Below are 25,171 nucleotides of genomic sequence, written 5' to 3'. Positions count from 1 at the left end.
TGCGCCAATGTCACTGCCCGCTTTGCTCGAACAGCGTCTGCACCTGCCCCTGGTGGTAGCGCCGATGTTCCTGATCTCCAACCCGCAACTGGTACTGGCGTGTTGTCGCAACGGGGTGGTGGGCAGTTTCCCGGCGCTCAACCAGCGCGAAAGCAGCGGCTTCAAGGCCTGGCTGGAGGAAATAGAAGCGGGCCTGGCGCAGTTGGATAACCCCGCACCGTACGCCGTGAACCTGATCGTGCACAACAGCAACCCACGGCTGCAGGCCGACCTCGCGATCTGCGTCGAACACAAGGTCCCCATCGTCATCACCAGCCTCGGTGCGGTAAAGGAGCTGGTGGACGCCGTGCACAGCTACGGCGGCCTGGTGTTCCACGACGTCACCACCCGGCGCCATGCCGAAAAGGCCGCCGAAGCGGGTGTCGATGGTTTGATCGCCGTGGCTGCAGGCGCCGGAGGCCATGCCGGCACCTGGAGTCCTTTCGCGCTGATTGCCGAAATTCGGCAGTTCTTCAACAAAACCCTGCTGCTGGCCGGCTGCCTCAACCACGGGCACGAGCTGCTCGCCGCACAAATGCTCGGCGCGGACCTGGCCTATTTCGGCACACGCTTTATCGGCACCACCGAAAGCCAAGCTCCGGCTGCCTATAAAGAGATGCTGCTCACATCACACGCCGCCGACATCGTGCACACTCCGGCTGTTTCCGGTGTGCCCGCAAGCTTCATGCGCCAGAGCCTGGAAAACGCCGGTTTCGACCTCGCGGCCCTGCCAGGCAAAGGCGGTTCCACGCTCAAGCCGCTGAGCGATGAGGCCAAGGCCTGGAAGACCGTATGGTCCGCCGGTCAGGGTGTCGGCCAGATCAATGACCTGCCCGGCGTCGATGAACTCGTTGCGCGCCTGGATGCCGAATACCGCACGGCGCGCGAGCAGGCCGCACAGTTGCGCTGGCCACGCTGATACACTCGCCGGGCCCGCCGATAAAGCAGGCCGACCCCACCCTCCCTTACCACTGACAAGGATGCCCGCATGAGCGACAACCGTTTCAAGATTGTGTTTGACGGAGCCCTGCTCCCGGGTGTCGAAAGCACCACTGCCAAACTGAATCTGGCCGAGCTGTTCAAGAGCGATGTGGCCGCGATCGAGAAGCTCTTCACCGGCCGCCCGGTTGCGCTCAAGCGCGACCTGTCGCGCGCCGATGCCGAGACCTACCTCACCGCCCTGAAGAACGCCGGGGTCGATGCCCGTATCGAGGCCGAGCAACCCGTTGCTTTCAGCCTGGCTGAAACCCATGAAACCGGCTCTGCAGATTTCTCCCGCCCTGGCGCTTCACCCTATGCGCCACCCCGCGCCGCCGTCGGTGATGACCTGCCGGAATTCGCCGACCTGAAGGTGTTCACCATCAATGGCCGCATCGGGCGTCTGCGCTACCTGGCCTGGACGCTGGTGCTAACTCTCGCCATGCTGGTGGCCGGCGGCATCATCAGTACCGCCAGTTTCGCCGTGGCGACCGCCTCGCCCACAGCAGCCATCATTCTCGGTGGTGTGCTGGGTTTTGCGCTGTTTGTCGCACTGGTCGTGGTCAGCGTGCAGATCGGTGTGCAGCGCCTGCACGACCTGGGCTGGTCCGGCTGGCTGTATCTGCTCAACCTGGTGCCGCTGGTCAACAGCGTATTCCCGCTGCTGATGCTGGTACTGCCAGGTAACGCAGGCGCCAACCAATATGGCGCCCCGCCGCCGCGCAACTCCACTGCGGTCAAAGTGCTCGCGACCCTGTGGCTGGCGTTCATTCCGGTGATGCTGGCTATCGTGGTGACCTTGGGCATGAACGGCTACCTCGATCAGCTCGAAGCCAACATGGACAGCAGCTATGAAAGCAGTTCGATTACCACCGATGAAGCCGGCGACCAAACCGTCATCATGGAGGATGAAGACGCGCAAAGTGCTGACGACGCAGGCGAACCTGTAGACTCTCCGGAACAGTAAAGAAACGCCCGCCGCCTGTGACGCCTCCGTCACAGGCGGCGGCGTTGCGATGGAGAAAGGCATGACCCGTTACGCTCTGATCACCGGTGCCTCCAGCGGCATCGGTCTGGCCCTGGCCGAAGCCCTGGCGCGGCGCGGCCGCAGCTTGATTCTGGTGGCCCGCCAGCGTGATCAGTTGGAAAGCATTGCACTCGAATTGACTCAACGCTTTGGCGTCGAGGTGCTGTTTCGAGCCTGCGATCTCGGCGAGCCATTGCGCTTGTCCGGCTTTTTGCTGGAACTGGAAGAAGGCGAGCGGCAGATCGACCTGCTGGTCAACTGCGCCGGCATCGGCACCAGCGGGCCGTTCCTGGCCCAGGACTGGATGACCGAGCAGGACCTCATCGAAGTCAACATCCTCGCCCTCACCCGCCTGTGTCACTCACTGGGCAACGCCATGGCGCTACAAGGTGGCGGGCAAATTCTGAACGTGGCCTCCGTCGCGGCGTTCCAACCCGGCCCGTGGATGAGCAGCTATTACGCCAGCAAGGCCTATGTGCTGCACTTCTCCGAAGGCCTGCGCGAAGAACTCAAAACCTGCGGCATCAAAGTGTCCGTACTGTGCCCCGGCCCCACGCGCACTGCATTCTTCGGCACTGCGCAAATGGACACCGCCAGGCTCGACCGCAGCCAGCAACTGATGAGCCCCGAAGAAGTTGCGCTGTACACCGTGCGCGCCCTGGAAAAAAACAAAGCCATCATCATTCCCGGTCGACGCAATCGCTGGCTGACGTTCAGCTCGCGTCTAAGCCCGCGCTGGCTGACGCGCAAGCTTGCCGGCGCAATCAATAAGGCCTATTGCCCGCGCTGACCGGCTGGTTACACTCACTCGCACATCAATAAGGGAGAAACAGCTGTGGATACTCTGTTCACCAAGATCATCAACAGAGAAATACCGGCCAACATCATCTACGAGGATGACCAGGTTCTGGCCTTCCACGATATTGCACCGCAGGCGCCGGTACATTTTCTGGTAATTCCAAAAAAACCCGTGCGTACCCTGAACGACCTGACCGAGGACGACAAGGCGCTGGCTGGCCATATCCTGTTCACGGCTCAGCGACTCGCTCTGGAACTGGGTTGTGAAGAAGGGTTCCGGGTAGTCATGAACTGCAACGAGATGGGCGGCCAGACCGTTTATCACATCCATATGCATGTGCTGGGTCAGCGCCAGATGAACTGGCCGCCGGGCTGAAACAGCCTGTTCGGGGAGGTCGTGGCCGCTGGCCGCGACCTCGTGCCCCAGACTGCATGCAAACGCTTCGCCCTCTCTTGCGGTAGACTGGCCGCTGAGATTTTTCCCGGAGGTCTGCATGACTACCCAACGTCACTACTCGCCGATTGACCGCCTGCTGCTGCAAGCCGACACCGCCATGCGCACGCTGCTGCCCTTCAGCGGCCAGCCTCACCGCCCCTCGCCGGCCATCGTGCAGCCCGATGCCCAGATGAGCGCGACCGAGACTCGCCATGTTGCCGGCCTGATGCGCATCAACCATACCGGCGAAGTCTGTGCCCAGGCGCTGTACCAGGGCCAGGCCCTGACCGCCAAGCTGCCGCAGGTGCGCGCAGCGATGGAGCACTCGGCCGAAGAAGAAGTCGACCACCTGGCCTGGTGCGAGCAACGCATCCGCCAACTGGGCAGTCATCCCAGCGTGCTCAATCCGCTGTTTTATGGTTTGTCGTTTGGCATCGGCGCTGCCGCCGGCCTGATCAGCGACAAGGTGAGCCTGGGGTTTGTCGCCGCCACCGAACATCAGGTATGCAAACACCTGGATGAACACCTCGAACAATTGCCGGCCGAAGATGAAAAGTCCCGGGCAATCCTCGAACAGATGCGCATTGATGAAGCCCATCACGCAGACAGCGCGCTGGACGCCGGTGGCTTCCGCTTCCCGGCGCCGGTGCGGTTCGGCATGGGCCTGCTGGCCAAGGTGATGACCAAAAGCACCTACCGCATCTAGCAGGATGCGAGCGTGCTCGCGCCTGACGCTCAGCCCAGCTCGATAATCTCGTAATCATGGGTGATGGCCACGCCGGCCGCGCCCAGCATGATCGACGCCGAGCAATACTTCTCTGCCGACAGCTCGATAGCCCGCTTGACCTGGGCCTCCTTCAGCGCCCGCCCCTTCACCACAAAATGCATGTGAATCCTGGTAAACACCTTGGGATCTTCCGTGGCGCGCTCGGCCTCCAGAAACGCTTCGCAGCTCTCCACCGCCTGACGGGACTTTTTCAGAATGCTGACCACGTCGAAATTGCTGCAGCCGCCCACGCCCAGCAGCAGCATTTCCATCGGCCGCACGCCGAGGTTGCGGCCGCCCGCTTCCGGCGGACCGTCCATCACCACCACATGACCGCTGCCCGATTCACCGAGGAACATGGCCTCGCCCGCCCATTGGATGCGTGCCTTCATCGCCCAGACTCCACTGCTAAAAAAGGGGGCGCCAGCTTAGCACAGGGCCCGGCAGCGGCAGCGTTTGACGCTAACGCGATCAATAAAAGCGTTTACCCGATAAATTCGCTAATCGAGACAGAATGTGTCTGTTAAGCTGGCGCCAATTCGATGGCGCATTGCCACCTTCGGAGACCATCACTCCAATTCCTTAGCGTCGCCTTTCGGGAAACAACCATGGTTGCCCTTACTCCCACACCCAAGATCAAGAATCTCGACAAGCTGTTGATGCATTGCCAGCGCCGGCGCTATCCGGCCAAGCACAACATCATCTGCGCCGGCGAACGCTCCGAAACACTGTTTTTCATCATCAAAGGCTCGGTCACCATCCTGATCGAGGACGACGACGGCCGCGAGATGATCATCGCCTACCTCAACACCGGCGACTTCTTCGGCGAGCTGGGCCTGTTCGAACAAGCCGGCAAGGAACAGGAACGCAGCGCCTGGGTACGCGCCAAGGTCGAATGCGAAGTGGCCGAGATCAGCTACACCCAGTTTCGCGAACTGTCCCAGCAAGACCCCGACATTCTGTATGCCCTGAGTGCTCAGATCGCCCAGCGTCTGCGCGACACCACGCGCAAGGTCGGCGACCTGGCATTCTTCGACGTCACCGGCCGCGTGGCCCGCTGCCTGCTGGAGCTGTGCAAACAACCCGATGCCATGACCCACCCGGATGGCATGCAGATCAAAGTCACGCGCCAGGAGATCGGACGCATTGTCGGCTGCTCACGGGAAATGGTCGGCCGCGTACTCAAGGATCTGGAAGAGCGCAACCTCGTGAACGTAAAAGGCAAGACGATGGTGGTGTTCGGCACGCGTTAAGCAGGCATGAAACCGGCAAGCATCTGACGGTACAACGTGTCGAGCCTGGAGATGGCATCCGGCGCGGCGAAGGCTTCATGCAACGCGATATGGCTGTCGGCGCGCACCCGTTGCTCCAGGCCACAGGCTTGATTGAACCGGTTGACCGCCGCAATCAATGCCTCGCGATCGTCATCCAGTAACAACGCGCCATGCACCAATCCCACCGGGCGACCGCCGCTTTGCCGCCAGCGCTGGGCGGTGCCAACCATCTTGCGGCCATTGAGGTTGACGTTGTAACGCCCGTCGCAAAAGGCGCCGTCGATTTCACCCACACTGGCATCGCCGCCCAGCTCAATCAGCCAATCACAGATCGGCTGGCACAGACGCTGATAACCGGTTTCGATCCGCCCCTGATCACCTTCGCTGCGAGGCGGCGCGTAGACCAGCGCGATATTCACCGTGGCGCCCGACTGCGGCACCGGCTCGCCGCCGGTTTCGCGCAGCAGCACCGGCCAACCGGCCTGCGCCGACACCTCGCTCGCCGCCTCGAACGCCGGCAACCGGCTCAAGCGACGCGGCATCACCAGTGCCTGGTCAGTGGGCTGCCAGAACAGCAACCCGAATGCCTGCTCGCCTGCGCAAACGGCAGCCAGCACATCCTGTTCGGCGGCAAGGCCAGCCTCAACAGTCATCGCCATCGGTTGAATCATGCGCCCCCCTCCCTGAACACCCCAAACCCAATGTGGGAGGGGGCTTGCTCCCGATAGCGGAGTATCAGTCGAAATACCCATCAACTGAACGAACGCCATCGGGAGCAAGCCCCCTCCCACAGGTTGACCGTGTTTCAATCAGTCCAGTGTCGAGCCGCCGACCGGCACGCCACGCTCCGGGAAGAACAGACGTTGCAACTCCGCCCCCGGGTGCTCGGCGCGCATGAACGTCTCGCCCACCAGGAACGAATACACGCCATTGATTTCCATCAGTTCCACATCGGCACGGTTGGCGATGCCACTTTCGGTGATCACCAGGCGGTCACGCGGAATGCGCGGCAGCAGGTCGAGGGTGGTCTCCAGGCTGACGTCGAAGGTGTGCAGGTTGCGGTTGTTCACCCCCACCAACCGCGTGTCGACGGTTTTCAATGCGCGCTCCAGTTCATCGCCGTCGTGCACTTCAACCAACACGTCGAGGCCGACACTCTTGGCCACCGCCGCCAGTTCGGCCAGCTTCACGTCATCCAGCGCGGAGACGATCAGCAGTACACAGTCAGCGCCCAGGGCACGGGCTTCGATGATCTGGTACGGGTCAACCATGAAATCCTTGCGGATCACTGGCAGCTTGCACGCCGCGCGCGCCTGCTGCAGAAATAGGTCGGAGCCCTGGAAGTAGTCGACGTCGGTCAGCACAGACAGGCAGGTCGCCCCGCCCTTCTCGTAACTGGCGGCAATGTCGGACGGAACGAAGTGCTCACGAATCACGCCCTTGCTCGGCGAGGCCTTTTTCACCTCGGCGATCACCGCAGGCTGCTTGAGCTTGGCCTGGGCGATCAAGGCATTGGCAAAACCGCGCGGGGCATCGGCAACTTTCGCCTGCGCCTCCAGCTCGGCCAGGCTGACGCGCGCGCGGCGCTCAGCGACTTCCTCTGCCTTGCGGGCCAGAATCTTTTGTAGAACGGTTGGCACACTCATCCTTCATTCTCCATCTTGAATACCGCAGTGAATGCTCCCAGCTCCTCGAGTTTTTCGCGAGCCAGACCGGTGTGAAGTGCATCGTGAGCCAAGGCGACACCCTCTTTAAGACTATAGGCATGGTCGGCGGCGTAAAGTGCCGCGCCAGCATTCAGAACAATCATCTCAGCCGCTTTTTGACCGTTCTCGGTCTTGCGACGCCCGAGGGCATCGCGGATCAACTCCAGGGACGCAGCCGGGCTTTCCACCGCCAGGCCATGCAGGCTCTGGCTCTTCATGCCGAGGTCTTCAGGTTCGACCCAATATTCGGTGATCTGGTCGTGCTTGAGTTCCGCCACAAACGTCGGCGCCGCCAGGCTGAATTCGTCCAGGCCATCCTTGGAATGCACCACCAGCACATGCTTGCTGCCCATGCGTTGCAACACTTCGGCCAGCGGCCGGCACAGGGCTTCGCTGAACACGCCCACCACTTGATGCTTCACACCGGCCGGATTCGTAAGCGGGCCGAGCATGTTGAACAGGGTGCGCAGGCCAAGGTCCTTGCGTGGGCCGGCAGCGTGCTTCATCGCGCCGTGGTGGGACTGGGCAAACATGAAGCCGATGCCGACGCTGTCGATGCAGCGCGCCACTTGGACGGGCGTGAGGTTCAGGTAAATGCCCGCCGCTTCCAGCAGATCGGCACTGCCGCTTTTGCCGGACACCGCACGGTTACCGTGCTTGGCCACCGTGCAGCCCGCCGCCGCAACCACAAACGAAGACGCCGTGGATACGTTGAAAATATTCGCGCCATCGCCGCCGGTGCCGACCACGTCGACCACGCCGTCAAGGGTCTTGAGTTCAACCTTGTCCGCCAGCTCGCGCATCACCGACACAGCGCCAACGATCTCGTCGATGCTCTCGCTCTTCATGCGCATGGCCATCATGAACGCACCGATCTGTGCGTCGGTACATTGACCGGTCATGATCTCGCGCATCACATCGCTCATTTCCGCGGTGCTCAGGTCCAGATGGCCGACGATACGGCCCAGGGCAGTTTTGATATCCATGAAAAGTCCTTAGCGCGTGCCGCCGCTCTGCTTGAGAAAGTTGGCGAACAGCTCGTAACCCTGCTCGGTCAGGATCGACTCAGGGTGAAATTGCACCCCTTCGATATTCAGCGTCTTGTGGCGCAGGCCCATGATCTCGTCGACCGAGCCGTCTTCCAGCTGGGTCCAGGCGGTCGGTTCCAGGCATTCGGGCAGGGTTTCACGCTTGACCACCAGGGAATGGTAGCGGGTCACTGTTACCGGATTGTTCAACCCCTGAAAGACGCCAAGTTCCCTGTGGAATACCGGGCTGGTCTTGCCGTGCATCACCTGGCGCGCACGCACTACGTCACCGCCGAAGGCCTGGCCGATGGACTGATGGCCCAGGCATACGCCCAGAATCGGCAGCTTGCCGGCGAAATATTGAATGGCTTCGAGGGAGATGCCCGCCTCGGTCGGGGTGCAGGGGCCAGGCGAAACCACAATGCGTTCCGGGTTCAGCGCCGCGATCTGCGCCACGCTCAGCTCGTCGTTGCGCACCACCTTGACCTCGGCACCGAGTTCGCCCAGGTACTGCACGACGTTGTAGGTAAAGGAATCGTAGTTATCAATCATCAGCAACATGTGGGTTCAAACCTCTTGAATTCACTGATTTCGAGTGTCCGCCTTCCAGGGCGTGACCCGCTGTCGAACGCACGTTCCAGTGGCCGGCCGAGCCGACACGGGGCGTCAGACAAAGGGTGAAGAAGGCAAATCGGTACAGGTCCGGCGGGGCCGGCAGGGAACAGTCAGGCGCGCCAACGCCAACGGGCGTGAGCCTTGATGACGCGCATCAAGAGTTTGCTGATGATCAACACGGGGAGGGTCTCGTTCATACGTTGGGGCACAGTAGCCTAGCCTCGCAAGCGGTGCAATATCGTCGCGCAAATACACGGGCAAGCGTGCATTGGTTTATCGGAAAAACCTGTTTTCACTTGAAGAACATTCTCAATGTCTGGTTAATGTTTCGCTTCCGGTACAACAAAACCAAATGGACTTTGTCATGCAAAAACCCGCCCTTCTCGCCCCGCTCGCCGGCTGCCTGTTGTCCCTGGCCTGTGCCCAGGCGCTTGCAGCCTCCTCGCCCTATTCAACCATGGTGGTGTTCGGTGACAGCCTGGCCGACGCTGGCCAGTTCCCGGACGGCAATGCCGGGTCAACGTTGCGCTTTACCAACCGCACCGGGCCGAACTTCCAGGATGACTTCGGCCTGGTCTCATCGACCTTGCTCGGTACCCGGCTGGGCGTTGCGCCCAACGACCTGAACGCCTCCACCTCGCCGGTTCGCGCTGCTCAAGGCTTGCCCGACGGCAACAACTGGGCGGTCGGCGGCTACCGTACCGACAACATTCTGGACTCGATCAACTCGGTCTCCAACGCCACGATCCCGCCCAACAACCCCGGCGGCGGCACGGTATTGCGCAGTCGCCAGGGCTACCTGCCAGCCAACGGCGGGCGAGCGGATCCAAACGCGCTGTATTTTCTCTCCGGCGGCGGTAACGACTTCATTCAAGGCCGCGTACTCAGCGCGGGCCAGGCCGTCGCTGCCGGCGGTCGCCTGGCAGACAGCGCCCAGGCCCTCCAACAGGCCGGCGCCCGCTACATCATGGTGTGGATGCTGCCCGACCTGGGACTCACTCCGGCCATCAACGGCACACTGCTGCAGGCACCGAGTACGGCCCTCAGCAGTCTGTTCAACCAGTCGCTGGTGCAGCGGCTGTCGCAGATCGACGCCCAGATCATCCCGCTGAACATTCCGCTGCTGCTCAATGAAACCTTCGCCAACCCCGGCCGCTTCGGCCTGGCCACCGGGCAGAACCTCACCGGCACCTGCTTCAGCGGTAACGGCTGCACCGCCAACCCGACCTACGGCATCGGCGGCACCACCCCGGATCCGACCAAACTGATCTACAACGACGCCGTGCACCCCACCATCGCCGGGCAACGCCTGATTGCCGACTACGCCTATTCACTGTTGTCGGCGCCCTGGGAACTGACCCTGCTGCCCGAAATGGCCCAAGGCACCTTGCGCGCCCACCAGGATGAATTGCGCAACCAATGGCAGGCCGATAACGGCCGTTGGCAGGCGGTTGGCCAATGGCGCGCGATTGTGGCCGGCGGCGGCCAGCATGTGGATTTCAACCACCAGGACAGCGCCGCGAGTGGCGACGGCACTGGCTACAACCTGAATGTCGGCGGCAGCTACCGGCTCAACGACGACTGGCGCGTGGGCGTGGCGACCGGTCTGTACCGCCAGACCCTGGAAGTCGGCGCCAACGATTCGGACTACAAGCTCAACAGCTACATTGGCACCGCCTTCGCCCAATATCAGCAAAACCACTGGTGGGCCGACGCGGCGTTGACCGGCGGCAAGCTGGACTTCGACAGCCTCAAGCGCAAGTTCGCCCTGGGCGTCAGCGAAGGCTCCGAAAAAGGCGACACCGACGGCTGGCTGTGGGCCTTGAGCAGCCGCGTAGGCTATGACATTGCCGCGCCGGGCAGCGACTGGCATCTGTCACCGTTCATCAGCGCCGATTACGCACGGGTCGAAGTCAACGGCTACTCGGAGCAAGACAACCGCTCCACCGCGCTGACCTTTGATGATCAGCAGCGCGACTCCAAACGCCTGGGCGCGGGCCTGCAAGGCAGCTATCGGGTAACACCGCAGACCCAGGTGTACGGCGAAGTCGCCCATGAGCATGAGTTCGAAAATGACACGCAGAAGGTGAACATGTCGCTCAACAGCGTGCAGGGCATCGACTTCAAGCTGGACGGCTACACGCCACGCAGCAATTCGGATCGCCTGAGCTTGGGCGTCAGCCACAAGCTGACTCAGGAGCTGGCGCTACGGGCGGCGTATAACGTGAGGAAGGATGACAGTTTGACCCAGCAAGGCGTCAGCGTTGGGGTGAGTCTGGATTTCTGATGCAGTCCTGAGAGCGCTACAAAACAAATGTGGGAGCTGGCTTGCCAGCCCCCACATTTTTGTTCAATGCCAGCCTTTAGCTTTGCGGCGTTTGCTCGGCCAACGCCACCGCACGGAACATGGCGCGGCGCTTGTTCAGGGTTTCTTCCCACTCAAGGGCCGGCACCGAGTCGGCGACAATCCCGCCACCCGCCTGCACATGCAGTTCGCCGTCCTTGATCACCGCCGTGCGAATCGCAATCGCCGTGTCCATGTTGCCGTTCCACGCAAAATACCCCACGGCACCGCCGTAGACACCGCGCTTGACCGGCTCCAGCTCATCAATGATTTCCATCGCGCGAATCTTCGGCGCGCCCGACAAGGTGCCCGCCGGCAAAATCGCGCGCAGCGCGTCCATGGCAGTCAGCCCGGCCTTGAGCTCGCCGGTAACGTTGGAGACGATGTGCATCACGTTGGAATAGCGCTCGATCACCATCTTCTCGGTCAACTTCACCGAACCGATTTCCGAGACACGCCCGGTATCGTTACGGCCCAGGTCGATCAGCATCAGGTGCTCGGCGATTTCCTTGTCGTCGCTCAGCAGGTCTTCTTCCAGCGCCAGGTCGGCTTCTTCGGTCGCGCCACGGGGGCGCGTGCCGGCAATCGGGCGCACGGTGATCAGGTTGTCCTCGACACGCACCAGCACTTCCGGCGAACTGCCCACTACGTGGAAGTCGCCAAAGTTGAAAAAGTACATGTACGGCGTCGGGTTGAAGCAGCGCAGTGCGCGATACAGGTCGATGGGCGCAGCCTTGAAGTCAATGGACATGCGCTGCGACGGCACCACCTGCATGCAGTCACCGGCGAGGATATATTCCTTGATGGTATCGACTGCGCGCTCGTAGTCATCCTGAGTGAAGCTTGAACGAAAGACCGGATCGGCGGCCGGCGGACGACTGAGGTCAAGGCCGCGACGCGGGGTGATCGGCTGGCGCAGTTTGTCCAGCAAGGCTTCGAGGCTGGCCAGGCCCTGCTCGAACGCATCGGCCTGAGCCGGGTCGGCGAGCACGATGGCGTGCATCTTGCCGGCCAGGTTGTCGAACACCACCACCGCATCGGAGACCATCAGCAGAATGTCCGGCACGCCCAGCGGGTCCGGGTTCGGGCATTTGCCCAGGCGCTTTTCCACATAGCGCACGCAGTCGTAGCCGAAATACCCCACCAGGCCGCCGTTGAAACGCGGCAGGCCCGGGATGGTCGGCACGTTGTAGCGCGCCTTGAAGCTTTCGACGAAGGCCAGCGGGTCTTCCACGTCATGGCTTTCGATCTCGACACCATCGTGGGTGATGCTCACGTGGTGATCATGCACCCGCATTACCGTGCGGCACGGCAGGCCGATGATCGAATAACGGCCCCACTTTTCGCCGCCCTGAACCGATTCGAGCAGGTAGGAGTTGGGCTCGTCGGCCAGTTTCAGGTAGATCGACAGCGGCGTGTCGAAGTCGGCCAGGGTGTCGCAGGCCAGGGGAATACGGTTATAGCCGGCAGCGGCCAAACGCAGGAATTCTTCGCGGGTCATGATGTGCCTCGTGGCATGAGGGTCTAGCGGTCGGGTAGGCAAACGTGCCGCAGGGTGCGGCCAGGAGCAGTCAGGCGCGCCAACGCCAGCGGGCCAGGGCCTTGATGACTTTCATCCAAAGTTTGCGGGTAACCACCACGATGGCATTTCCAGAAGGGGACGGGTCGATGTCGGGCAACGTTATCCCAGCGCCCGCTCCCAGGCAACCGGGGATTAACAGGCGCAGATCATCAATCACCAGCGCCGGCGATTCTTCGGCAATCGGTCGGCCATGGTTGTAGCCATAACTCAAGGCCACGCACTGCACGCCTGCGGCTTTCGCGGCCTGCACATCGCTGCGCGAATCGCCGACGAACAACGACTGGGACGCCGGAATATTGGCCATTTTCATCACGAAAAACAGCGCCGCCGGGTCGGGCTTTTTCTGCGGCAAGGTATCGCCGCCGATGATCCAGCGGAAATAGCGGCCGATTTTCATCTGGTCCAGCAGCGGCGCGACAAAGCGTTCCGGCTTGTTGGTGATCAAGGCCATTTCCACGCCCTTTTTGTGCAGCCACTTGAGGGTGTCGCGCACGCCGGGGTACACCACCGTCAATTCATGGCTGCTTTCATAGGCCGCATTGAACAGCTCCAGAGCGTGCTCGGCCTCCACCTCGTCGACACCCGTGGCGTCGATATGGTTGGCCAGGGCCCGGCGCACCAGCATCGGCGCACCATTACCCACCCAGTCACGCACCGCCTCGATCCCTGCCGGCTTGCGCCCCAGTTTGAGCAGCATGGTGTCCACCGCCGCCGCCAGGTCGGGCACCGAATCGATCAACGTACCGTCCAGATCGAACATCACCAGCCGTGGCAACTTGCCGGGGAACAGCTGCTCGAAGCCGCTCATGGACGCGTCAGCGCCAGTTCGGCGCGCATCTTGTCGATGACGTCCTGGTAGTTCGGCGCATTGAAGATCGCCGAGCCGGCCACAAAGGTGTCGGCACCGGCGGCGGCGATGTCGCGGATATTGTTGACGTTCACCCCGCCGTCGATCTCCAGGCGGATATCCCGGCCCGAAGCGTCGATCAGCGCCCGCGCTTCGCGCAGCTTGTTCAGGGTGCCGGGGATGAACTTCTGCCCGCCGAAGCCCGGGTTGACGCTCATCAGCAGCACCATGTCGACCTTGTCCATCACGTACTCGAGCACGTTCAGGGGCGTGGCCGGGTTGAACACCAGGCCCGCCTTGCAGCCGCCTTCGCGGATCAGTTGCAGGGTGCGGTCGACGTGCAGCGTGGCTTCCGGGTGGAAGGTGATGTAAGTGGCGCCGGCCTCGATGAAATCACCGATAATGCGGTCGACCGGGCTGACCATCAGGTGCGCGTCGATCGGCGCGGTGATGCCGTACTTGCGCAGCGCCGCGCAGACCATCGGGCCGATGGTCAGGTTGGGTACGTAGTGGTTGTCCATGACATCGAAGTGCACGAAGTCGGCACCGGCGGCCAACACCTTGTCCACTTCTTCACCCAGGCGGGCGAAGTCGGCGGAGAGAATCGATGGAGCAATGACGAAGGGCTGCATGACGCACCTTTTCTGAGCTAAATCACGATGGCGCGCATTGTATACCTCATGCTTTGCCGCGCGCACCGTGACCTCGCTCAAGGATCAGAACGCGGCCCGGTAGATTTTCTCGATATCCGCCGCACTGAGCTTGCGCGGGTTGTTGCGCATCAGACGCTCGATGCCCGCCGCTTCCACCGCCATGGCCGGGATCGCGTCTTCGGGCACCCCGAAACTGTGCAGCCCGGCGGGGATTTCGACGGCGGCGCACAGGCGCGTCATCGCCTCGACAGCCTGGTCGGCGGCGTCATTGGCGCTCAGCCCGGTGACATTCACGCCCATGGCCTGGGCAATGTCCTGCATGCGCTCGACACAGGCCAATTTGTTCCAGTGCATCACGTAAGGCAGCAACAGCGCATTGCTCACGCCATGGGCGATATTGAAGCGCCCGCCCAGTGGGTACGCCAACGCATGCACCGCGCCCACCCCGGCATTGCCGAACGCCATGCCGGCCATCAGGCTGGCGGTGGCCATATCGTCACGGGCCTTGAGATTGGCCGGGTTGGCATACGCCTTGGGCAGCGCGTTGGCGATCAGCTTGACCGCGCCAATGGCCAGCGCATCGGTAATTGGCGACGCATTCAGCGACAGATAGGATTCGATGGCATGCACCAGCGCATCCAGACCGCTGGCGGCGGTGACGCTGCGCGGGCAGGTCAGGGTCATTTGCGGGCTGATCAGCGCCACATCCGGCAGCAGGTAGTCGCTGACGATGCCCTTCTTCAATTGCGCCGCCTTGTCGGAGAGGATCGCCACATTGGTCACCTCCGAACCGGTGCCGGCCGTGGTGGGGATGGCGATCAGCGGCGGCCCCTTGCGCGGCACCTGGTCGACGCCGAACAAATCCGCCAGGGCGCCATGGTAGCCGGCGTAAGCGGCCACGCTCTTGGCGATATCGATGGCGCTGCCGCCGCCCAGGCCGATCAGCCCGTCGTGCCCACCGTCGCGATAGACCTGCATGCAGTCTTCGACGATGGCGATTTCCGGGTCGGGCAGCACACGGTCGAAAATCTCATAGGTGCGTCCGCCCAGGTGTTCGAGCGCCAGCGCCACGGTGCCGGACTTGACCAGCGCGGCATCGGTGACGATCAGCGGGTTATCCACATCCAGGCGCGTGAGTTCGGCGGCGAGTTGCTCGATGGCGCCAGCGCCGGTGAGCAGTTTGTGGGCGATCTTGAATGAGGAAGTACTCATGTGCGCGGCCTCTTATCGGTGATGGGCTGGCACAAGGATAGCTGACAGCTGGGAGTTGTCTGCCATTCAGCACCTGAATGCACCCAATTCAAATGTAGGTCCTGGCGTTCCATGGGCACGCCTTGCAGGTTGAGGCTGGGGGCAGTGCTGTGCAGGTAATCGGCCGCGAAAACCCATGATCACGTCTCACGTCACTGACAAATACTGACCAACCCATTAGGCTGCTGGAATCATTCCGGCCGGGAAGCAACGATGCCATCACACAACCGCTCAGCAGTGCCAGCATTGTGCCTGTCGCTGTTATTTACCAGCACCTTTTCTGTCCAGGCCGCCGACGCCCCCGCGCCCGCCGCCGAAAAACCGGCCGAGCGTCAGCCTCTGGTGGAGCGCAGCCAGGAAGAGTCCGCCGCCCTCGAGCGCCAGATCCCGCGCGGCGAGCAACAACAGTTGCAGGCCGGCAGTGAGTCATTCCTGGCCCTGTGGAAGCCGGCCAACAGCGCCGAACCCGAAGGGGTGGTGATTATCGTGCCGGGCGCCGGAGAAACGGCGGACTGGCCGCAGGCAGTTGCGCCGCTGCGCAGTAAATTGCCGGACGCCAATTGGGGCACGCTCAGTCTGTCGCTCCCGGACGTGAACCTCGACACCCTGCCGCCTCGGGTGATCGAATCGCCCAAGGCTGCCGTCGACACCAGCAGCAAGGACGGCAGCACCGCCGCCAAGCCTATCGAACAGGCCGCCAGCGCCGAGGCCGAAGGCACCGACCCGGCCGTGGTGCCCGGCGCAGATGAACAGGACAAGACCGACGCCAAGCGCATCTTCGACCGTATCGACGCCGCCGTCGCCTTCGCTCAGGCCCAGAGCGCGCGTAGCGTGGTACTGCTCGGCCATGGCACCGGTGCCTGGTGGGCCGCGCGTTACCTGAGCGAGAAACAACCGGCCCAGGTGCAGAAACTGGTGATGGTGGCCGGCAAGACCCCGCCGGCCCGCCAGCCGGACCTGCTGCAACTGGCACCGGCGCTGAAACTGCCGACGGCGGACGTCTTTTATCAAGACAGCGCAGCCGCCAGCAAAAACGCCCTGGCGCGCAGTCAGGCCGCCAAGCGTGCGAAAAATGAGGGTTATAAACAGGTGTCGCTCAAGACACTGCCCGGCAACAGCGCCGCCGAGCAGGAGCAGTTGTACCGCAGGGTTCGCGGCTGGCTGAGTCCGCAGGGCAGCGCCGACTGACCTTGCTGCTCAACCACACCACAATACCTTGTGGGAGGGGGCTTGCTCCCGATGGCGGCGGATCAGTCACTTATGTATCGGCTGATGTACCGCATCGGGAGCAAGCCCCCTCCCACACTGATTGGGTTGTCATTTGGACACTCTCAGCGAAAATCCCGTCGCTCGCGAATCAACGCATACGCATTGTGCAACTCCCGGGTACGTTCGGTGGCCTCGCGCACTTGCGCGGGGCTGGCGCCTGAGCCGGCGATTTTATCCGGGTGATGGCGGCTGAGCAGGCGACGGTACGCGCGTTTGATCACGGACGGTTCGCTCGTCGCGGTCACCCCCAGAATGCGCAAAGCGTCTTGATAGGCGCCGCCCCGGTTGGCCACCGGCTTGCGCTCCGGTGCATAGTCGGACGCCAGCGCCTGTAGTTGTTGCGGGGTCCAGCCCAGCCATTTGCCCCACAGATCAATGAGGTCGCGCTCGGCGTTGTCCGCCTTGCCGTCCGCCCAGGCCATGCGCCAGCAGGCGCGCAGCACACCCTCCGCCGCATGGGGCTGGGCCTTGAGCACGCGCAAATAGGTGCGCACCCGGTCGGAGCCAGACTTGCCCCGGTTAAACGCAGCAATTGCCCGGTGCCGGGCCGGCTCGCTCATGTCCAGCGCGCGCATTTCCTGGCGCGCCTGCTGGATATGCCCATCCACCACGCGGCCGTTGCTCTTGGCCAGACGGCCCAGCAGCACAAACAACAATTCGTCGTTGCGCAACACCGGGCGACCGCCCAGGCGTTCACGCAACTGCTCCCAGCTTTGCAGTTGCAGGCGGCGGTCCAGCGCCTGCCCCAGCAATGCGCCCAACAAAGCCCCCGGAATACTGGCAATGGCATAGCCAGCCCCGGCGCCGATCAGCGTCCCTGGCCACAACATGCTAGTGCCCCGCTGTCAGCAGGGTTTCGACCTGCGCCAGACGCTCCAGCGTGCCGACATCAATCCAGCGTCCCGTCATGTGCTCTCCCGTTACCTGATCCCTGGCCATCGCCTCGCGCAACAGCGGCGCGAGTTTGAAGGCGCCAGCGCTGCAACCCGCGAACAAACGTGGGTCGAGCACTGAAATGCCACTGAAGGTCAGGTTATCGGCACCGGGCGCCGCATCATGAAGCAGGCCGCCATCCAGGCGAAAATCCCCGCCCGAAGGGTGATGCGCCGGGTTGTCTACCATCACCAGGTGGGCCAGGCCCTGGATCGGCTGCTTGAGACGGATAAAGTCGTAGTCGGTCCAGATATCGCCATTGACCACCAGAAACGGCTCATCCCCCAGCAGCGGCAAGGCCTGGAAAATCCCGCCGCCGGTTTCCAGCGGCTCGCCCTCGGCGGAATACCGGATGCGCACACCGAACTGCGCGCCGTCGCCGAGGTCGCGCTCGATCTGTTGGCCGAGCCAGGCATGGTTGATCACGATGTCGGTAAAGCCGGCCCTGGCCAGCGCCTCCAGGTGATATTCGATCAAGCGCTTGCCGCCGGCCTGCACCAGCGGCTTGGGCGTGTGCAGGGTGAGCGGGCGCATGCGTTCGCCCTTGCCGGCCGCCAGGATCATCGCCTTCATAACACGGCCTCGGCCGGCTGGCGCAGGCTGCAAAGCAGCTCACCCAGCGCATCGAGTTCGGGGCGCTCGGCGAGCACGGCGTCTATATAAGCAAAGAACCGCGGCACATCGGCCAGGTAACGCGGCTTGCCGTCGCGGTGGCAGATACGCGAGAAGATGCCGATGACCTTGAGGTGACGCTGCACGCCCATCAGGTCGCTGGCGCGCAGGAACTCGTCGAAATCCGCCTGCACCGGGATACCCAGTTGTACGGCGCGCTCCCAGTAACCGCGCTGCCATTCACGCACGCGGGCCTGGGGCCAACTGAGGAAGGCATCCTTGAACAGGCAGGTAATGTCGTAGGTCACCGGGCCGTAGACTGCGTCCTGGAAGTCGAGCACGCCGGGGTTGGGCGTGCTGAGCATGAGGTTGCGCGGCATGTAGTCGCGGTGCACCAACACCTTGGGCTGGGCCAGGGCGCTGTCGATCAGCAAATCGCTGGCGCGCTGCCAGAGAGCCTGCTGCTGCGGGTCCAGTTCCAGACCCAGGTGCCGACGCACGTACCACTCGGGGAACAATTCCAGCTCGCGGCGCAGCAAGGCAACGTCGTAACTGGGCAGCGGCTCGTCCATCGGCAACTGCTGAAAAGCCAGCAAGGCATTGATAGCGTCGGCGAACAAAGGGTCGGCATTTTGCGTGTCGATCACGTCAAGGAAGGTCTTTGTGCCCAGGTCATTGAGCAAAAGAAAGCCGCGCGGCAGATCTTCTGCATAAATTTTTGGGACATTTATTCCTGATTTAGCCAGCAAATGAGCGATATCGACGAAAGGTTTGCAGTTTTCCTGGGGGGGGGGCGCGTCCATCACGACCAACGTGCGACCGCCCCCCTCCCAACGGAAGTAGCGTCTGAAACTCGCGTCGCTGCTGGCCGCGGTCAATGTGGCCGGGGGTACGGGGCCCCAGTCCTGAGCGTTGAAAAGGATCGGCAACTGCTCATCCAGCCAGACTTCCAGCTGTTGTAAACGTAGATCGTGCTCGGGCATTACAAGGGTCTCCGACGGCGCTAGCCGTCAAGCGGGGCATGCTTTATTATCACGCATCTTTTTCAGACCATCGAGAGGCGTGCGGCCCAAACCGCGGGCAGATGGCACGCAGGAAGCCCGGACTAATAAGATGGCATTGAAATCCCCCGCGTTTCGTAGAAAATTTCCGTTGCTGGTAACCGGCAGTCTGCTGGCCATGCAACCTTTCGCCACCTCATTCGTGGTCGCCGCGGAACAGTATGACTGCTCAGTCTCTGCTTCGGGTGCCTGGGATTGCGCGCCGAAAACCGCCGCTGCCCCATTGCCACCGCGCCCGGTGCATGACGGCGCCGCCGTCAGCTCGGCCAACAGCACGGCCCAGGCCGCTGCCGGTGGCACTGCCGAGGCCGAGCCGAAGACGGCGCTGGTCACCGAATCCAAGGGCCGTGGCCTGCGTTCGCGCAGCGCCGACTACAGCCACCTGGACTGGGTGCCGCGCGACAAGCTGACCGCAGCCCAACTGGCCGAAACCGGCCCGTACTGCGGTGGTGCGTACATCGAACCGATCCGTCCTGGCATGAACGACAAGACGGACAAGAGCGATGCGCCCACCTTCATCGGCGCCAAGGCTTCCCGTTACGAGCAGGAGTCGCAGGTCGCGACCCTCGCCGGTGACGTGGTCATGCGCCAGGGCAGCATGCAGCTCGAATCCCAGGAAGCCAGCCTGTACCAGGCCGAAAACCGTGGCGAGCTGAACGGTAACGTGCGCCTGCGTGACAATGGCGCGCTGATCGTCGGCGATCATGCCGAGGTCCAGCTGGACACCGGTGCTGCGCAAATCGACAACGCCGAGTACGTGATGCACAAGTCGCGTATCCGCGGTAACGCGCTGTACGCCAAGCGTGCCGAAAACGCGATCATCCGCCTCAAGGACGGTACGTACACCACCTGCGAGCCGGACAGCAACGCCTGGCAACTGCGCGGCAACAACATCACGTTGAACCCGGCCACCGGTTTCGGTACGGCCACCAACGCGACGTTGCGGGTCAAGAACATCCCGATCCTGTACACCCCATACATCTACTTCCCGATCGACGACCGTCGTCAATCCGGCTTCCTGCCGCCGAGCTTCAGCACCGGTAGCGAGACGGGCTTTACCTTGGTAACGCCTTACTACTTCAACCTGGCGCCGAACTACGACGCCACGTTGTACCCGCAATACATGACCAAGCGCGGCATGATGATGGAAGGCGAATTCCGCTACCTCACCAAGTCCAGCGAAGGCCAGTTCGGCGGCGCGTACCTGAACGACGACAACGACGAGCGCAGCAAGCAGACCGATTACGAAAAAACCCGCTATATGGTCAATTGGCAGCATAGGGGTGGGTTGGATTCACGCTTGACCAGTCAGGTGGACTACACACGGATCAGCGACCCTTACTACTTCCAGGATTTGAAGTCGTATGAGGAAGGCGTTGAAAGCCGTGACTACCTGAACCAGCAGGGTTCCTTGACATACAGGGGCGACTCTTATCAAGCGCGCCTGAATCTCCAGGCCTATCAGCTGGCGACCATCTCGCAGATCACGCCGTATGACCGGTTGCCGCAGATCACCTTCAATGGTGCTCTTCCATACCATCCGGGCGGGCTGAACTTTACTTATGAAACCGAAGCGGTGCGTTTTGATCGGGATCTGCAGAACGGCACGTTCACTGATGAAAACGGTGTGACAACGACTCGGCTGGACAGGTTTGTTACTGGCCTGACCCGTGCAAACGGTACCCGCCTGAACGCGGCACCGGCCGTCGACTATCCGATGAACTGGACCTACGGGTTTATTACGCCAAAGCTCAAGTACGTCTATACGAAGTACGATCTTGATCTGGACACCATCGGCAAGAACAGCCTTGCTGCAGGGGATGAGTTCAAAAGCTCTCAAGACCGCGCTGTACCAATTGCCAGCATCGACAGCGGCCTGTTCTTCGACCGCAAGACCAATTGGTTTGGCAAAGAGTACAACCAGACACTTGAGCCCCGCGCTTACTACTTGTACGTACCGAACAGAGACCAGAGTGACATCCCGGTCTTTGACACCAGCGAAAATACATTCAGCTACTCCTCGCTGTTCCGCGACAACCGCTTCAGCGGCAGTGACCGGATCGGCGATGAAAACAAGCTGTCCCTGGGCGTGACCAGCCGCTGGATCGAAGAAAACGGCTTTGAGCGTCAGCGCGTGGCCATCGGCCAGGCCCTGTACTTCAAGGATCGCAAGGTTCAACTGCCAGGCATCCTGGCTGCCGACCGTGACGACGCCAAGACCGATGTATCGCCAATCGCGCTGGATTACGAGTTCCGCTTCAACCGCGACTGGCGTGCCACAGCCGACTACAACTGGGACCCAGTGAGCCGTGCTCCACGCTCGGGCAGCGCCATGTTCCACTACCAGCCGGAAGACAACCCGAACAAGATCATCAACCTAGGGTATCGGTATCGCAACGACCAAGTGGTCTACAACCAGCTGACCGGCAAATGGCAGTTTGGTGGTGACTACAGCGTCCCTTCAGACACCGCGAACTACGTGAAGGATTACTACAAAATCCAGCAACACGACTTCTCGATGATGTGGCCGATCATTCCTCAGTGGAACCTGATCACCCGCTGGCAGTATGACTACGCCCGCAACCGCACTCTGGAAGCCTTCGGTGGTTTCGAGTACGACAACTGCTGCTGGAAACTGCGCGTCATCAACCGTTACTGGGTTTCCAACGACGAATACACGCAGATCGCCCCGCTTAACGAAAAGGGTGACCACGGGCTCTTCTTCCAGATCGTCCTCAAAGGACTCGGCGGCCTGACCGGCGCCAAGGTAGAGAGCTTCCTCGACAAAGGCATTCAAGGTTATCGTCAACGTGAAGATCAAGCTTTCTGATTGTGTGCGCCCGCTCCTGCTGGGCGCGCTGTTCCTGGGTGCTGCATCGGCGCACGCTGCGGTTCAACAGCTGGACAAGGTCGTGGCCATCGTCGACAACGACGTGATCATGCAGAGCCAACTGGACCAGCGCGTCAAGGAAGTCCAGCAAACCATCGCCAAGCGTGGCGGTGGTGTGCCGCCGACCAGCGTGCTGGATCAGCAGGTACTGGAACGCCTGATCGTCGAAAACCTGCAACTGCAGATCGGCGAGCGTTCCGGCATCCGTATTTCGGACGAAGAACTGAACCAGGCTGTCGGCACCATTGCCCAGCGCAACAACATGAGCATCGACCAGTTCCGTGCAGCCCTGGCCCACGACGGTCTTTCCTATGATGACGCCCGTGACCAGATCCGCCGCGAGATGATCATCAGCCGTGTACGCCAGCGCCGGGTGGCCGAACGCGTTCAGGTGTCCGAGCAGGAAGTGAAGAACTTCCTCGCGTCGGACCTGGGCAAGATGCAGCTTTCCGAAGAACTGCACCTGGCCAATATCCTGATCCCGACCCCGGACAGCGCCAACTCCGAGCAGCTCAACGCTGCCGCCGCGAAAACCCAGGCTATCTATGATCGCCTGAAAGCCGGTGCCGACTTTGCGCAAATGGCCATTGCCCAATCCGGCAGCGATAACGCCCTCGAGGGGGGTGACATGGGCTGGCGTAAAGCCGCGCAACTGCCACCTCCGTTCGACCGTGAGCTGAGCGCCATGCAAGTCGGTGGCATTACTCAGCCGGCCCGTACCCCGGGTGGCTTCATTATCCTGAAGCTGCTGGAGCGTCGTGGCGGCGAGACTTCGCTCAAAGACGAAGTGCATGTGCGCCACATCCTGGTCAAACCAAGCGAAATCCGCACCGAGGCGCAAACCAAGGAACTGGCCCAGAAGATCTATGACCGCATCGAAAGCGGTGAAGACTTCGCTACCCTGGCCAAGAGCTTCTCGGAAGACCCGGGTTCTGCCCTCAACGGCGGCGACCTCAACTGGATCGACCCGCGTGCGCTGGTACCGGAGTTCCAGGACGTAATGGCCAAGACCCCGCAAGGCGTACTGTCCAAGCCGTTCAAGACTCAATACGGCTGGCACGTACTGGAAGTCCTCGGCCGTCGCGCTACCGACAACACCAACCAGGCCCGCGAACAACAAGCGCTGACCGTGCTGCGTAACCGCAAGTACGACGAAGAGCTGCAAACCTGGTTGCGTCAGATCCGTGACGAAGCCTACGTGGAAAACAAGCTGCCAGGCGCCGAGCAAACAGGCACCGACCAGGCAACTCAGTGAAACCACAGCGTTTCGCAGTGACACCCGGCGAGCCGGCCGGCATTGGTCCAGACCTGTGCCTGCTGCTCGCCTCGCACGCCCAGCCGCATCCCCTGATCGCCATTACCAGCCGCGACCTGCTCCTTGAGCGGGCCGCGCAGCTGGGTGTGGCTGTCACACTGCTGGACGTGGCGCCGGGCAACTGGCCCGAGCTGCCGGCCCCCGCGGGCAGCCTGTACGTGTGGGACACGCCCTTGCAGGCCAGGGTCGTTGCCGGTCAGCTCGACAAGGCCAATGCGGCCTTCGTACTCGAAACCCTCACCCGCGCAGGCCTTGGCTGCCTTAACGGTGACTTCGCCGGCATGATCACCGCCCCGGTGCACAAGGGCGTGATCAATGAATCCGGCATTGCCTTTTCCGGGCATACCGAATTCCTCGCCGAACTGACCCATACCGAACAAGTGGTAATGATGCTGGCCACCCGTGGCCTGCGCGTCGCCCTGGTCACCACGCACCTGCCACTGCGGGACGTCGCCGACGCCATCACCGCTGAGCGGGTGGAGCGCGTAATGCGCATCCTGCACGCCGACCTGCAACACAAATTCGGCATTGCCCGGCCCCGCATCCTGGTCTGTGGGCTCAACCCACACGCCGGCGAAGGCGGCCACCTGGGCCATGAAGAAATCGACATCATCGAACCCACCCTGGAGCGTCTGCGCCAAGAAGGCATGGACCTGCGCGGCCCACTGCCGGCGGACACTCTGTTTACCCCCAAGTATCTGGAGCACTGCGACGCAGTGCTGGCGATGTACCACGACCAGGGACTGCCCGTGCTGAAGTACAAAGGCTTCGGCGCCGCCGTCAACGTGACACTGGGCCTGCCGATCATCCGCACCTCCGTCGACCATGGCACCGCCCTGGACCTCGCGGGCAGCGGCAAAATCGATACCGGCAGCCTGCACGTGGCCCTGGAAACCGCCTATCAGATGGCCGAGACCCGTATATGACCGAGCATTACCAACACCGGGCGCGCAAGCGCTTCGGGCAAAACTTCCTGCACGACGCCGGCGTGATCGACCGCATCCTGCGCTCCATCCATGCCAAGCCAGAAGATCGCCTGCTGGAAATCGGCCCGGGCCAGGGCGCGCTGACCCAGGGCCTGCTGGCCAGCGGCGGCCAGCTCGACGTGGTTGAGCTGGACAAGGACCTGATTCCGATCCTCAACCAGCAGTTCGCCGGCAAGACCAACTTCAACCTGCACCAGGGCGACGCGTTGAAGTTCGACTTCAACAGCCTCAATGCCGCGCCCAACAGCCTGCGAGTAGTGGGCAACCTGCCTTACAACATCTCCACCCCGCTGATCTTTCATCTGCTCAACAACGCCTCGATCATCCGCGACATGCACTTCATGCTGCAAAAGGAAGTGGTCGAGCGTCTGGCGGCAGGCCCTGGCGGTGGTGATTGGGGCCGGCTATCGATCATGGTTCAGTACCATTGTCGCGTGGAGCACTTGTTCAACGTCGGCCCCGGCGCGTTCAACCCGCCGCCGAAGGTCGACTCGGCCATCGTGCGCCTGGTGCCCCACGCCGTGCTGCCGCACCCGGCCAAGGATCACAAACTGCTGGAGCGCGTGGTGCGTGAGGCGTTCAACCAGCGCCGCAAGACCCTGCGCAACACGCTCAAGGCCCTGCTGAGCAATGCCGAAATCGAAGCCGCCGGTGTTGACGGCAGCCTGCGCCCAGAGCAACTGGACCTGGCCGCGTTCGTGCGCCTGGCCGACCAGTTGGCGATCCAGCCTGCGCCAGCAGTGGAATAAGGCTCAAACCTC

The 25,171-nt window shown here is 62.2% G+C and carries 24 protein-coding genes; 12 read left to right on the top strand and 12 right to left on the bottom strand.

What is annotated here, in order from left to right; all coding sequences use genetic code 11:
- The first annotated feature begins 7 nt into the window (after positions 1-7).
- The 5 genes from TU79_RS03345 to coq7 all read left to right on the top strand — a co-directional run bounded on the left by TU79_RS03345 (position 8) and on the right by coq7 (position 3,984).
- Positions 8-958 carry an NAD(P)H-dependent flavin oxidoreductase gene (locus TU79_RS03345; protein ID WP_057006696.1) on the top strand — a complete coding sequence of 317 codons (951 nt, stop codon included), beginning with the start codon at positions 8-10 and terminating at the stop codon, positions 956-958.
- Between the two features lie 69 nt (positions 959-1,027).
- The gene (locus TU79_RS03340; protein ID WP_057006695.1) at positions 1,028-1,984 is read left to right on the top strand and encodes a DUF805 domain-containing protein; all 957 of its coding nucleotides are present in this window, start codon (positions 1,028-1,030) and stop codon (positions 1,982-1,984) included.
- 61 nt (positions 1,985-2,045) lie between these two features.
- Positions 2,046-2,834 carry an SDR family NAD(P)-dependent oxidoreductase gene (locus TU79_RS03335; protein ID WP_057006694.1) on the top strand — a complete coding sequence of 263 codons (789 nt, stop codon included), beginning with the start codon at positions 2,046-2,048 and terminating at the stop codon, positions 2,832-2,834.
- Between the two features lie 45 nt (positions 2,835-2,879).
- Positions 2,880-3,218 (top strand): histidine triad nucleotide-binding protein, encoded by a 339-nt coding sequence (locus TU79_RS03330; RefSeq protein ID WP_057006693.1) that lies wholly within the window; start codon positions 2,880-2,882, stop codon positions 3,216-3,218.
- 118 nt (positions 3,219-3,336) lie between these two features.
- Positions 3,337-3,984: a 2-polyprenyl-3-methyl-6-methoxy-1,4-benzoquinone monooxygenase gene (gene coq7 / locus TU79_RS03325; protein WP_057006692.1), complete on the top strand. Its 648-nt coding sequence runs from the start codon at positions 3,337-3,339 to the stop codon at positions 3,982-3,984.
- A gap of 29 nt (positions 3,985-4,013) precedes the next feature.
- On the opposite strand, the gene TU79_RS03320 is transcribed toward coq7, so the two are convergent.
- The gene (locus TU79_RS03320; protein WP_003210947.1) at positions 4,014-4,436 is read right to left on the bottom strand and encodes an OsmC family protein; all 423 of its coding nucleotides are present in this window, start codon (positions 4,434-4,436) and stop codon (positions 4,014-4,016) included.
- 216 nt (positions 4,437-4,652) lie between these two features.
- Between TU79_RS03320 and crp the strand changes: the two genes are divergently transcribed.
- Positions 4,653-5,297 carry a cAMP-activated global transcriptional regulator CRP gene (gene crp / locus TU79_RS03315; protein WP_057006691.1) on the top strand — a complete coding sequence of 215 codons (645 nt, stop codon included), beginning with the start codon at positions 4,653-4,655 and terminating at the stop codon, positions 5,295-5,297.
- Here crp and TU79_RS03310 read toward each other — a convergent pair.
- The 4 genes from TU79_RS03310 to TU79_RS03295 form a co-directional block, all read right to left on the bottom strand.
- Complete coding sequence (locus tag TU79_RS03310) at positions 5,294-5,989, bottom strand: lipoyl protein ligase domain-containing protein (RefSeq protein ID WP_057006690.1); 696 nt, start codon at positions 5,987-5,989, stop codon at positions 5,294-5,296. The genes crp and TU79_RS03310 overlap by 4 nt on opposite strands.
- A gap of 138 nt (positions 5,990-6,127) precedes the next feature.
- Positions 6,128-6,964, bottom strand: a complete 837-nt coding sequence (trpC, locus tag TU79_RS03305; RefSeq protein WP_057006689.1) for an indole-3-glycerol phosphate synthase TrpC — start codon at positions 6,962-6,964, stop codon at positions 6,128-6,130.
- Positions 6,961-8,010, bottom strand: coding sequence for an anthranilate phosphoribosyltransferase (gene trpD / locus TU79_RS03300; protein WP_057006688.1), 1,050 nt, complete (start codon positions 8,008-8,010; stop codon positions 6,961-6,963). The genes trpC and trpD overlap by 4 nt, the downstream gene beginning before the upstream one ends.
- Before the next feature lie 9 nt (positions 8,011-8,019).
- Complete coding sequence (locus tag TU79_RS03295; protein WP_057006687.1) at positions 8,020-8,613, bottom strand: aminodeoxychorismate/anthranilate synthase component II; 594 nt, start codon at positions 8,611-8,613, stop codon at positions 8,020-8,022.
- A 418-nt stretch (positions 8,614-9,031) separates the two neighbouring features.
- On the opposite strand from TU79_RS03295, the gene estP reads away from it, so the two are divergent.
- The gene (gene estP, locus TU79_RS03290) at positions 9,032-10,954 is read left to right on the top strand and encodes an esterase EstP (RefSeq protein ID WP_057006686.1); all 1,923 of its coding nucleotides are present in this window, start codon (positions 9,032-9,034) and stop codon (positions 10,952-10,954) included.
- Positions 10,955-11,030: 76 nt separating this feature from the next.
- On the opposite strand, the gene trpE is transcribed toward estP, so the two are convergent.
- The 4 genes from trpE to TU79_RS03270 form a co-directional block, all read right to left on the bottom strand.
- On the bottom strand, positions 11,031-12,512 hold the full coding sequence (gene trpE, locus TU79_RS03285) for an anthranilate synthase component I (protein ID WP_057006685.1): 1,482 nt from the start codon (positions 12,510-12,512) through the stop codon (positions 11,031-11,033).
- Positions 12,513-12,582: 70 nt separating this feature from the next.
- Positions 12,583-13,401, bottom strand: a complete 819-nt coding sequence (locus TU79_RS03280) for a phosphoglycolate phosphatase (protein WP_057006684.1) — start codon at positions 13,399-13,401, stop codon at positions 12,583-12,585.
- The gene (gene rpe / locus TU79_RS03275; RefSeq protein ID WP_057006683.1) at positions 13,398-14,072 is read right to left on the bottom strand and encodes a ribulose-phosphate 3-epimerase; all 675 of its coding nucleotides are present in this window, start codon (positions 14,070-14,072) and stop codon (positions 13,398-13,400) included. Before rpe ends, TU79_RS03280 begins: the two co-directional genes overlap by 4 nt.
- A gap of 84 nt (positions 14,073-14,156) precedes the next feature.
- The gene (locus tag TU79_RS03270; protein WP_057006682.1) at positions 14,157-15,305 is read right to left on the bottom strand and encodes an iron-containing alcohol dehydrogenase; all 1,149 of its coding nucleotides are present in this window, start codon (positions 15,303-15,305) and stop codon (positions 14,157-14,159) included.
- Positions 15,306-15,557: 252 nt separating this feature from the next.
- On the opposite strand from TU79_RS03270, the gene TU79_RS03265 reads away from it, so the two are divergent.
- Positions 15,558-16,532: an alpha/beta hydrolase family protein gene (locus TU79_RS03265; RefSeq protein ID WP_057006681.1), complete on the top strand. Its 975-nt coding sequence runs from the start codon at positions 15,558-15,560 to the stop codon at positions 16,530-16,532.
- A gap of 143 nt (positions 16,533-16,675) precedes the next feature.
- Here TU79_RS03265 and TU79_RS03260 read toward each other — a convergent pair whose 3' ends face one another.
- Genes TU79_RS03260 through TU79_RS03250 form a run of 3 tightly spaced genes read right to left on the bottom strand, consistent with a single transcriptional unit; the run spans position 16,676 to position 19,141 of the window.
- The gene (locus TU79_RS03260) at positions 16,676-17,443 is read right to left on the bottom strand and encodes a TerB family tellurite resistance protein (RefSeq protein WP_057006680.1); all 768 of its coding nucleotides are present in this window, start codon (positions 17,441-17,443) and stop codon (positions 16,676-16,678) included.
- A gap of 1 nt (position 17,444) precedes the next feature.
- Positions 17,445-18,119, bottom strand: coding sequence for an N-acetylmuramate alpha-1-phosphate uridylyltransferase MurU (gene murU / locus TU79_RS03255; RefSeq protein WP_057006679.1), 675 nt, complete (start codon positions 18,117-18,119; stop codon positions 17,445-17,447).
- Positions 18,116-19,141 carry an aminoglycoside phosphotransferase family protein gene (locus TU79_RS03250; protein ID WP_057006678.1) on the bottom strand — a complete coding sequence of 342 codons (1,026 nt, stop codon included), beginning with the start codon at positions 19,139-19,141 and terminating at the stop codon, positions 18,116-18,118. Before TU79_RS03250 ends, murU begins: the two co-directional genes overlap by 4 nt.
- Positions 19,142-19,271: 130 nt before the next feature.
- Between TU79_RS03250 and TU79_RS03245 the strand changes: the two genes are divergently transcribed.
- Genes TU79_RS03245 through rsmA form a run of 4 tightly spaced genes read left to right on the top strand, consistent with a single transcriptional unit; the run spans position 19,272 to position 25,159 of the window.
- Positions 19,272-22,049, top strand: coding sequence for an LPS-assembly protein LptD (locus tag TU79_RS03245; RefSeq protein WP_057006677.1), 2,778 nt, complete (start codon positions 19,272-19,274; stop codon positions 22,047-22,049).
- Positions 22,030-23,364, top strand: coding sequence for a peptidylprolyl isomerase (locus TU79_RS03240; protein ID WP_057006676.1), 1,335 nt, complete (start codon positions 22,030-22,032; stop codon positions 23,362-23,364). The genes TU79_RS03245 and TU79_RS03240 overlap by 20 nt, the downstream gene beginning before the upstream one ends.
- Positions 23,361-24,350, top strand: coding sequence for a 4-hydroxythreonine-4-phosphate dehydrogenase PdxA (pdxA, locus tag TU79_RS03235; protein WP_057006675.1), 990 nt, complete (start codon positions 23,361-23,363; stop codon positions 24,348-24,350). Before TU79_RS03240 ends, pdxA begins: the two co-directional genes overlap by 4 nt.
- Entirely contained in the window at positions 24,347-25,159 is an 813-nt protein-coding gene (gene rsmA / locus TU79_RS03230; RefSeq protein ID WP_057006674.1) for a 16S rRNA (adenine(1518)-N(6)/adenine(1519)-N(6))-dimethyltransferase RsmA, read from the top strand. The genes pdxA and rsmA overlap by 4 nt, the downstream gene beginning before the upstream one ends.
- Positions 25,160-25,171 lie beyond the last annotated feature (12 nt).

The sequence above is a fragment of the Pseudomonas trivialis genome (assembly GCF_001439805.1).
Taxonomy (GTDB): domain Bacteria; phylum Pseudomonadota; class Gammaproteobacteria; order Pseudomonadales; family Pseudomonadaceae; genus Aquipseudomonas; species Aquipseudomonas trivialis.
This window is presented reverse-complemented; position numbering and strand designations above follow the sequence as displayed.

Bases quoted from the DNA above. Each gene is read 5' to 3' on its own strand.
- TU79_RS03340 (WP_057006695.1), top strand. From the start codon at position 1,028: ATGAGCGACAACCGTTTCAAGATTGTGTTTGACGGAGCCCTGCTCCCG.
- TU79_RS03345 (WP_057006696.1), top strand. From the start codon at position 8: ATGTCACTGCCCGCTTTGCTCGAACAGCGTCTGCACCTGCCCCTGGTG.
- TU79_RS03245 (WP_057006677.1), top strand. From the start codon at position 19,272: ATGGCATTGAAATCCCCCGCGTTTCGTAGAAAATTTCCGTTGCTGGTA.
- TU79_RS03270 (WP_057006682.1), bottom strand. From the start codon at position 15,305: ATGAGTACTTCCTCATTCAAGATCGCCCACAAACTGCTCACCGGCGCT.
- estP (WP_057006686.1), top strand. From the start codon at position 9,032: ATGCAAAAACCCGCCCTTCTCGCCCCGCTCGCCGGCTGCCTGTTGTCC.
- coq7 (WP_057006692.1), top strand. From the start codon at position 3,337: ATGACTACCCAACGTCACTACTCGCCGATTGACCGCCTGCTGCTGCAA.
- crp (WP_057006691.1), top strand. From the start codon at position 4,653: ATGGTTGCCCTTACTCCCACACCCAAGATCAAGAATCTCGACAAGCTG.
- rsmA (WP_057006674.1), top strand. From the start codon at position 24,347: ATGACCGAGCATTACCAACACCGGGCGCGCAAGCGCTTCGGGCAAAAC.
- TU79_RS03310 (WP_057006690.1), bottom strand. From the start codon at position 5,989: ATGATTCAACCGATGGCGATGACTGTTGAGGCTGGCCTTGCCGCCGAA.
- TU79_RS03265 (WP_057006681.1), top strand. From the start codon at position 15,558: ATGCCATCACACAACCGCTCAGCAGTGCCAGCATTGTGCCTGTCGCTG.
- TU79_RS03250 (WP_057006678.1), bottom strand. From the start codon at position 19,141: ATGCCCGAGCACGATCTACGTTTACAACAGCTGGAAGTCTGGCTGGAT.
- TU79_RS03260 (WP_057006680.1), bottom strand. From the start codon at position 17,443: ATGTTGTGGCCAGGGACGCTGATCGGCGCCGGGGCTGGCTATGCCATT.
- murU (WP_057006679.1), bottom strand. From the start codon at position 18,119: ATGAAGGCGATGATCCTGGCGGCCGGCAAGGGCGAACGCATGCGCCCG.
- TU79_RS03295 (WP_057006687.1), bottom strand. From the start codon at position 8,613: ATGTTGCTGATGATTGATAACTACGATTCCTTTACCTACAACGTCGTG.
- TU79_RS03280 (WP_057006684.1), bottom strand. From the start codon at position 13,401: ATGAGCGGCTTCGAGCAGCTGTTCCCCGGCAAGTTGCCACGGCTGGTG.
- TU79_RS03335 (WP_057006694.1), top strand. From the start codon at position 2,046: ATGACCCGTTACGCTCTGATCACCGGTGCCTCCAGCGGCATCGGTCTG.
- trpE (WP_057006685.1), bottom strand. From the start codon at position 12,512: ATGACCCGCGAAGAATTCCTGCGTTTGGCCGCTGCCGGCTATAACCGT.
- trpD (WP_057006688.1), bottom strand. From the start codon at position 8,010: ATGGATATCAAAACTGCCCTGGGCCGTATCGTCGGCCATCTGGACCTG.
- TU79_RS03320 (WP_003210947.1), bottom strand. From the start codon at position 4,436: ATGAAGGCACGCATCCAATGGGCGGGCGAGGCCATGTTCCTCGGTGAA.
- rpe (WP_057006683.1), bottom strand. From the start codon at position 14,072: ATGCAGCCCTTCGTCATTGCTCCATCGATTCTCTCCGCCGACTTCGCC.
- trpC (WP_057006689.1), bottom strand. From the start codon at position 6,964: ATGAGTGTGCCAACCGTTCTACAAAAGATTCTGGCCCGCAAGGCAGAG.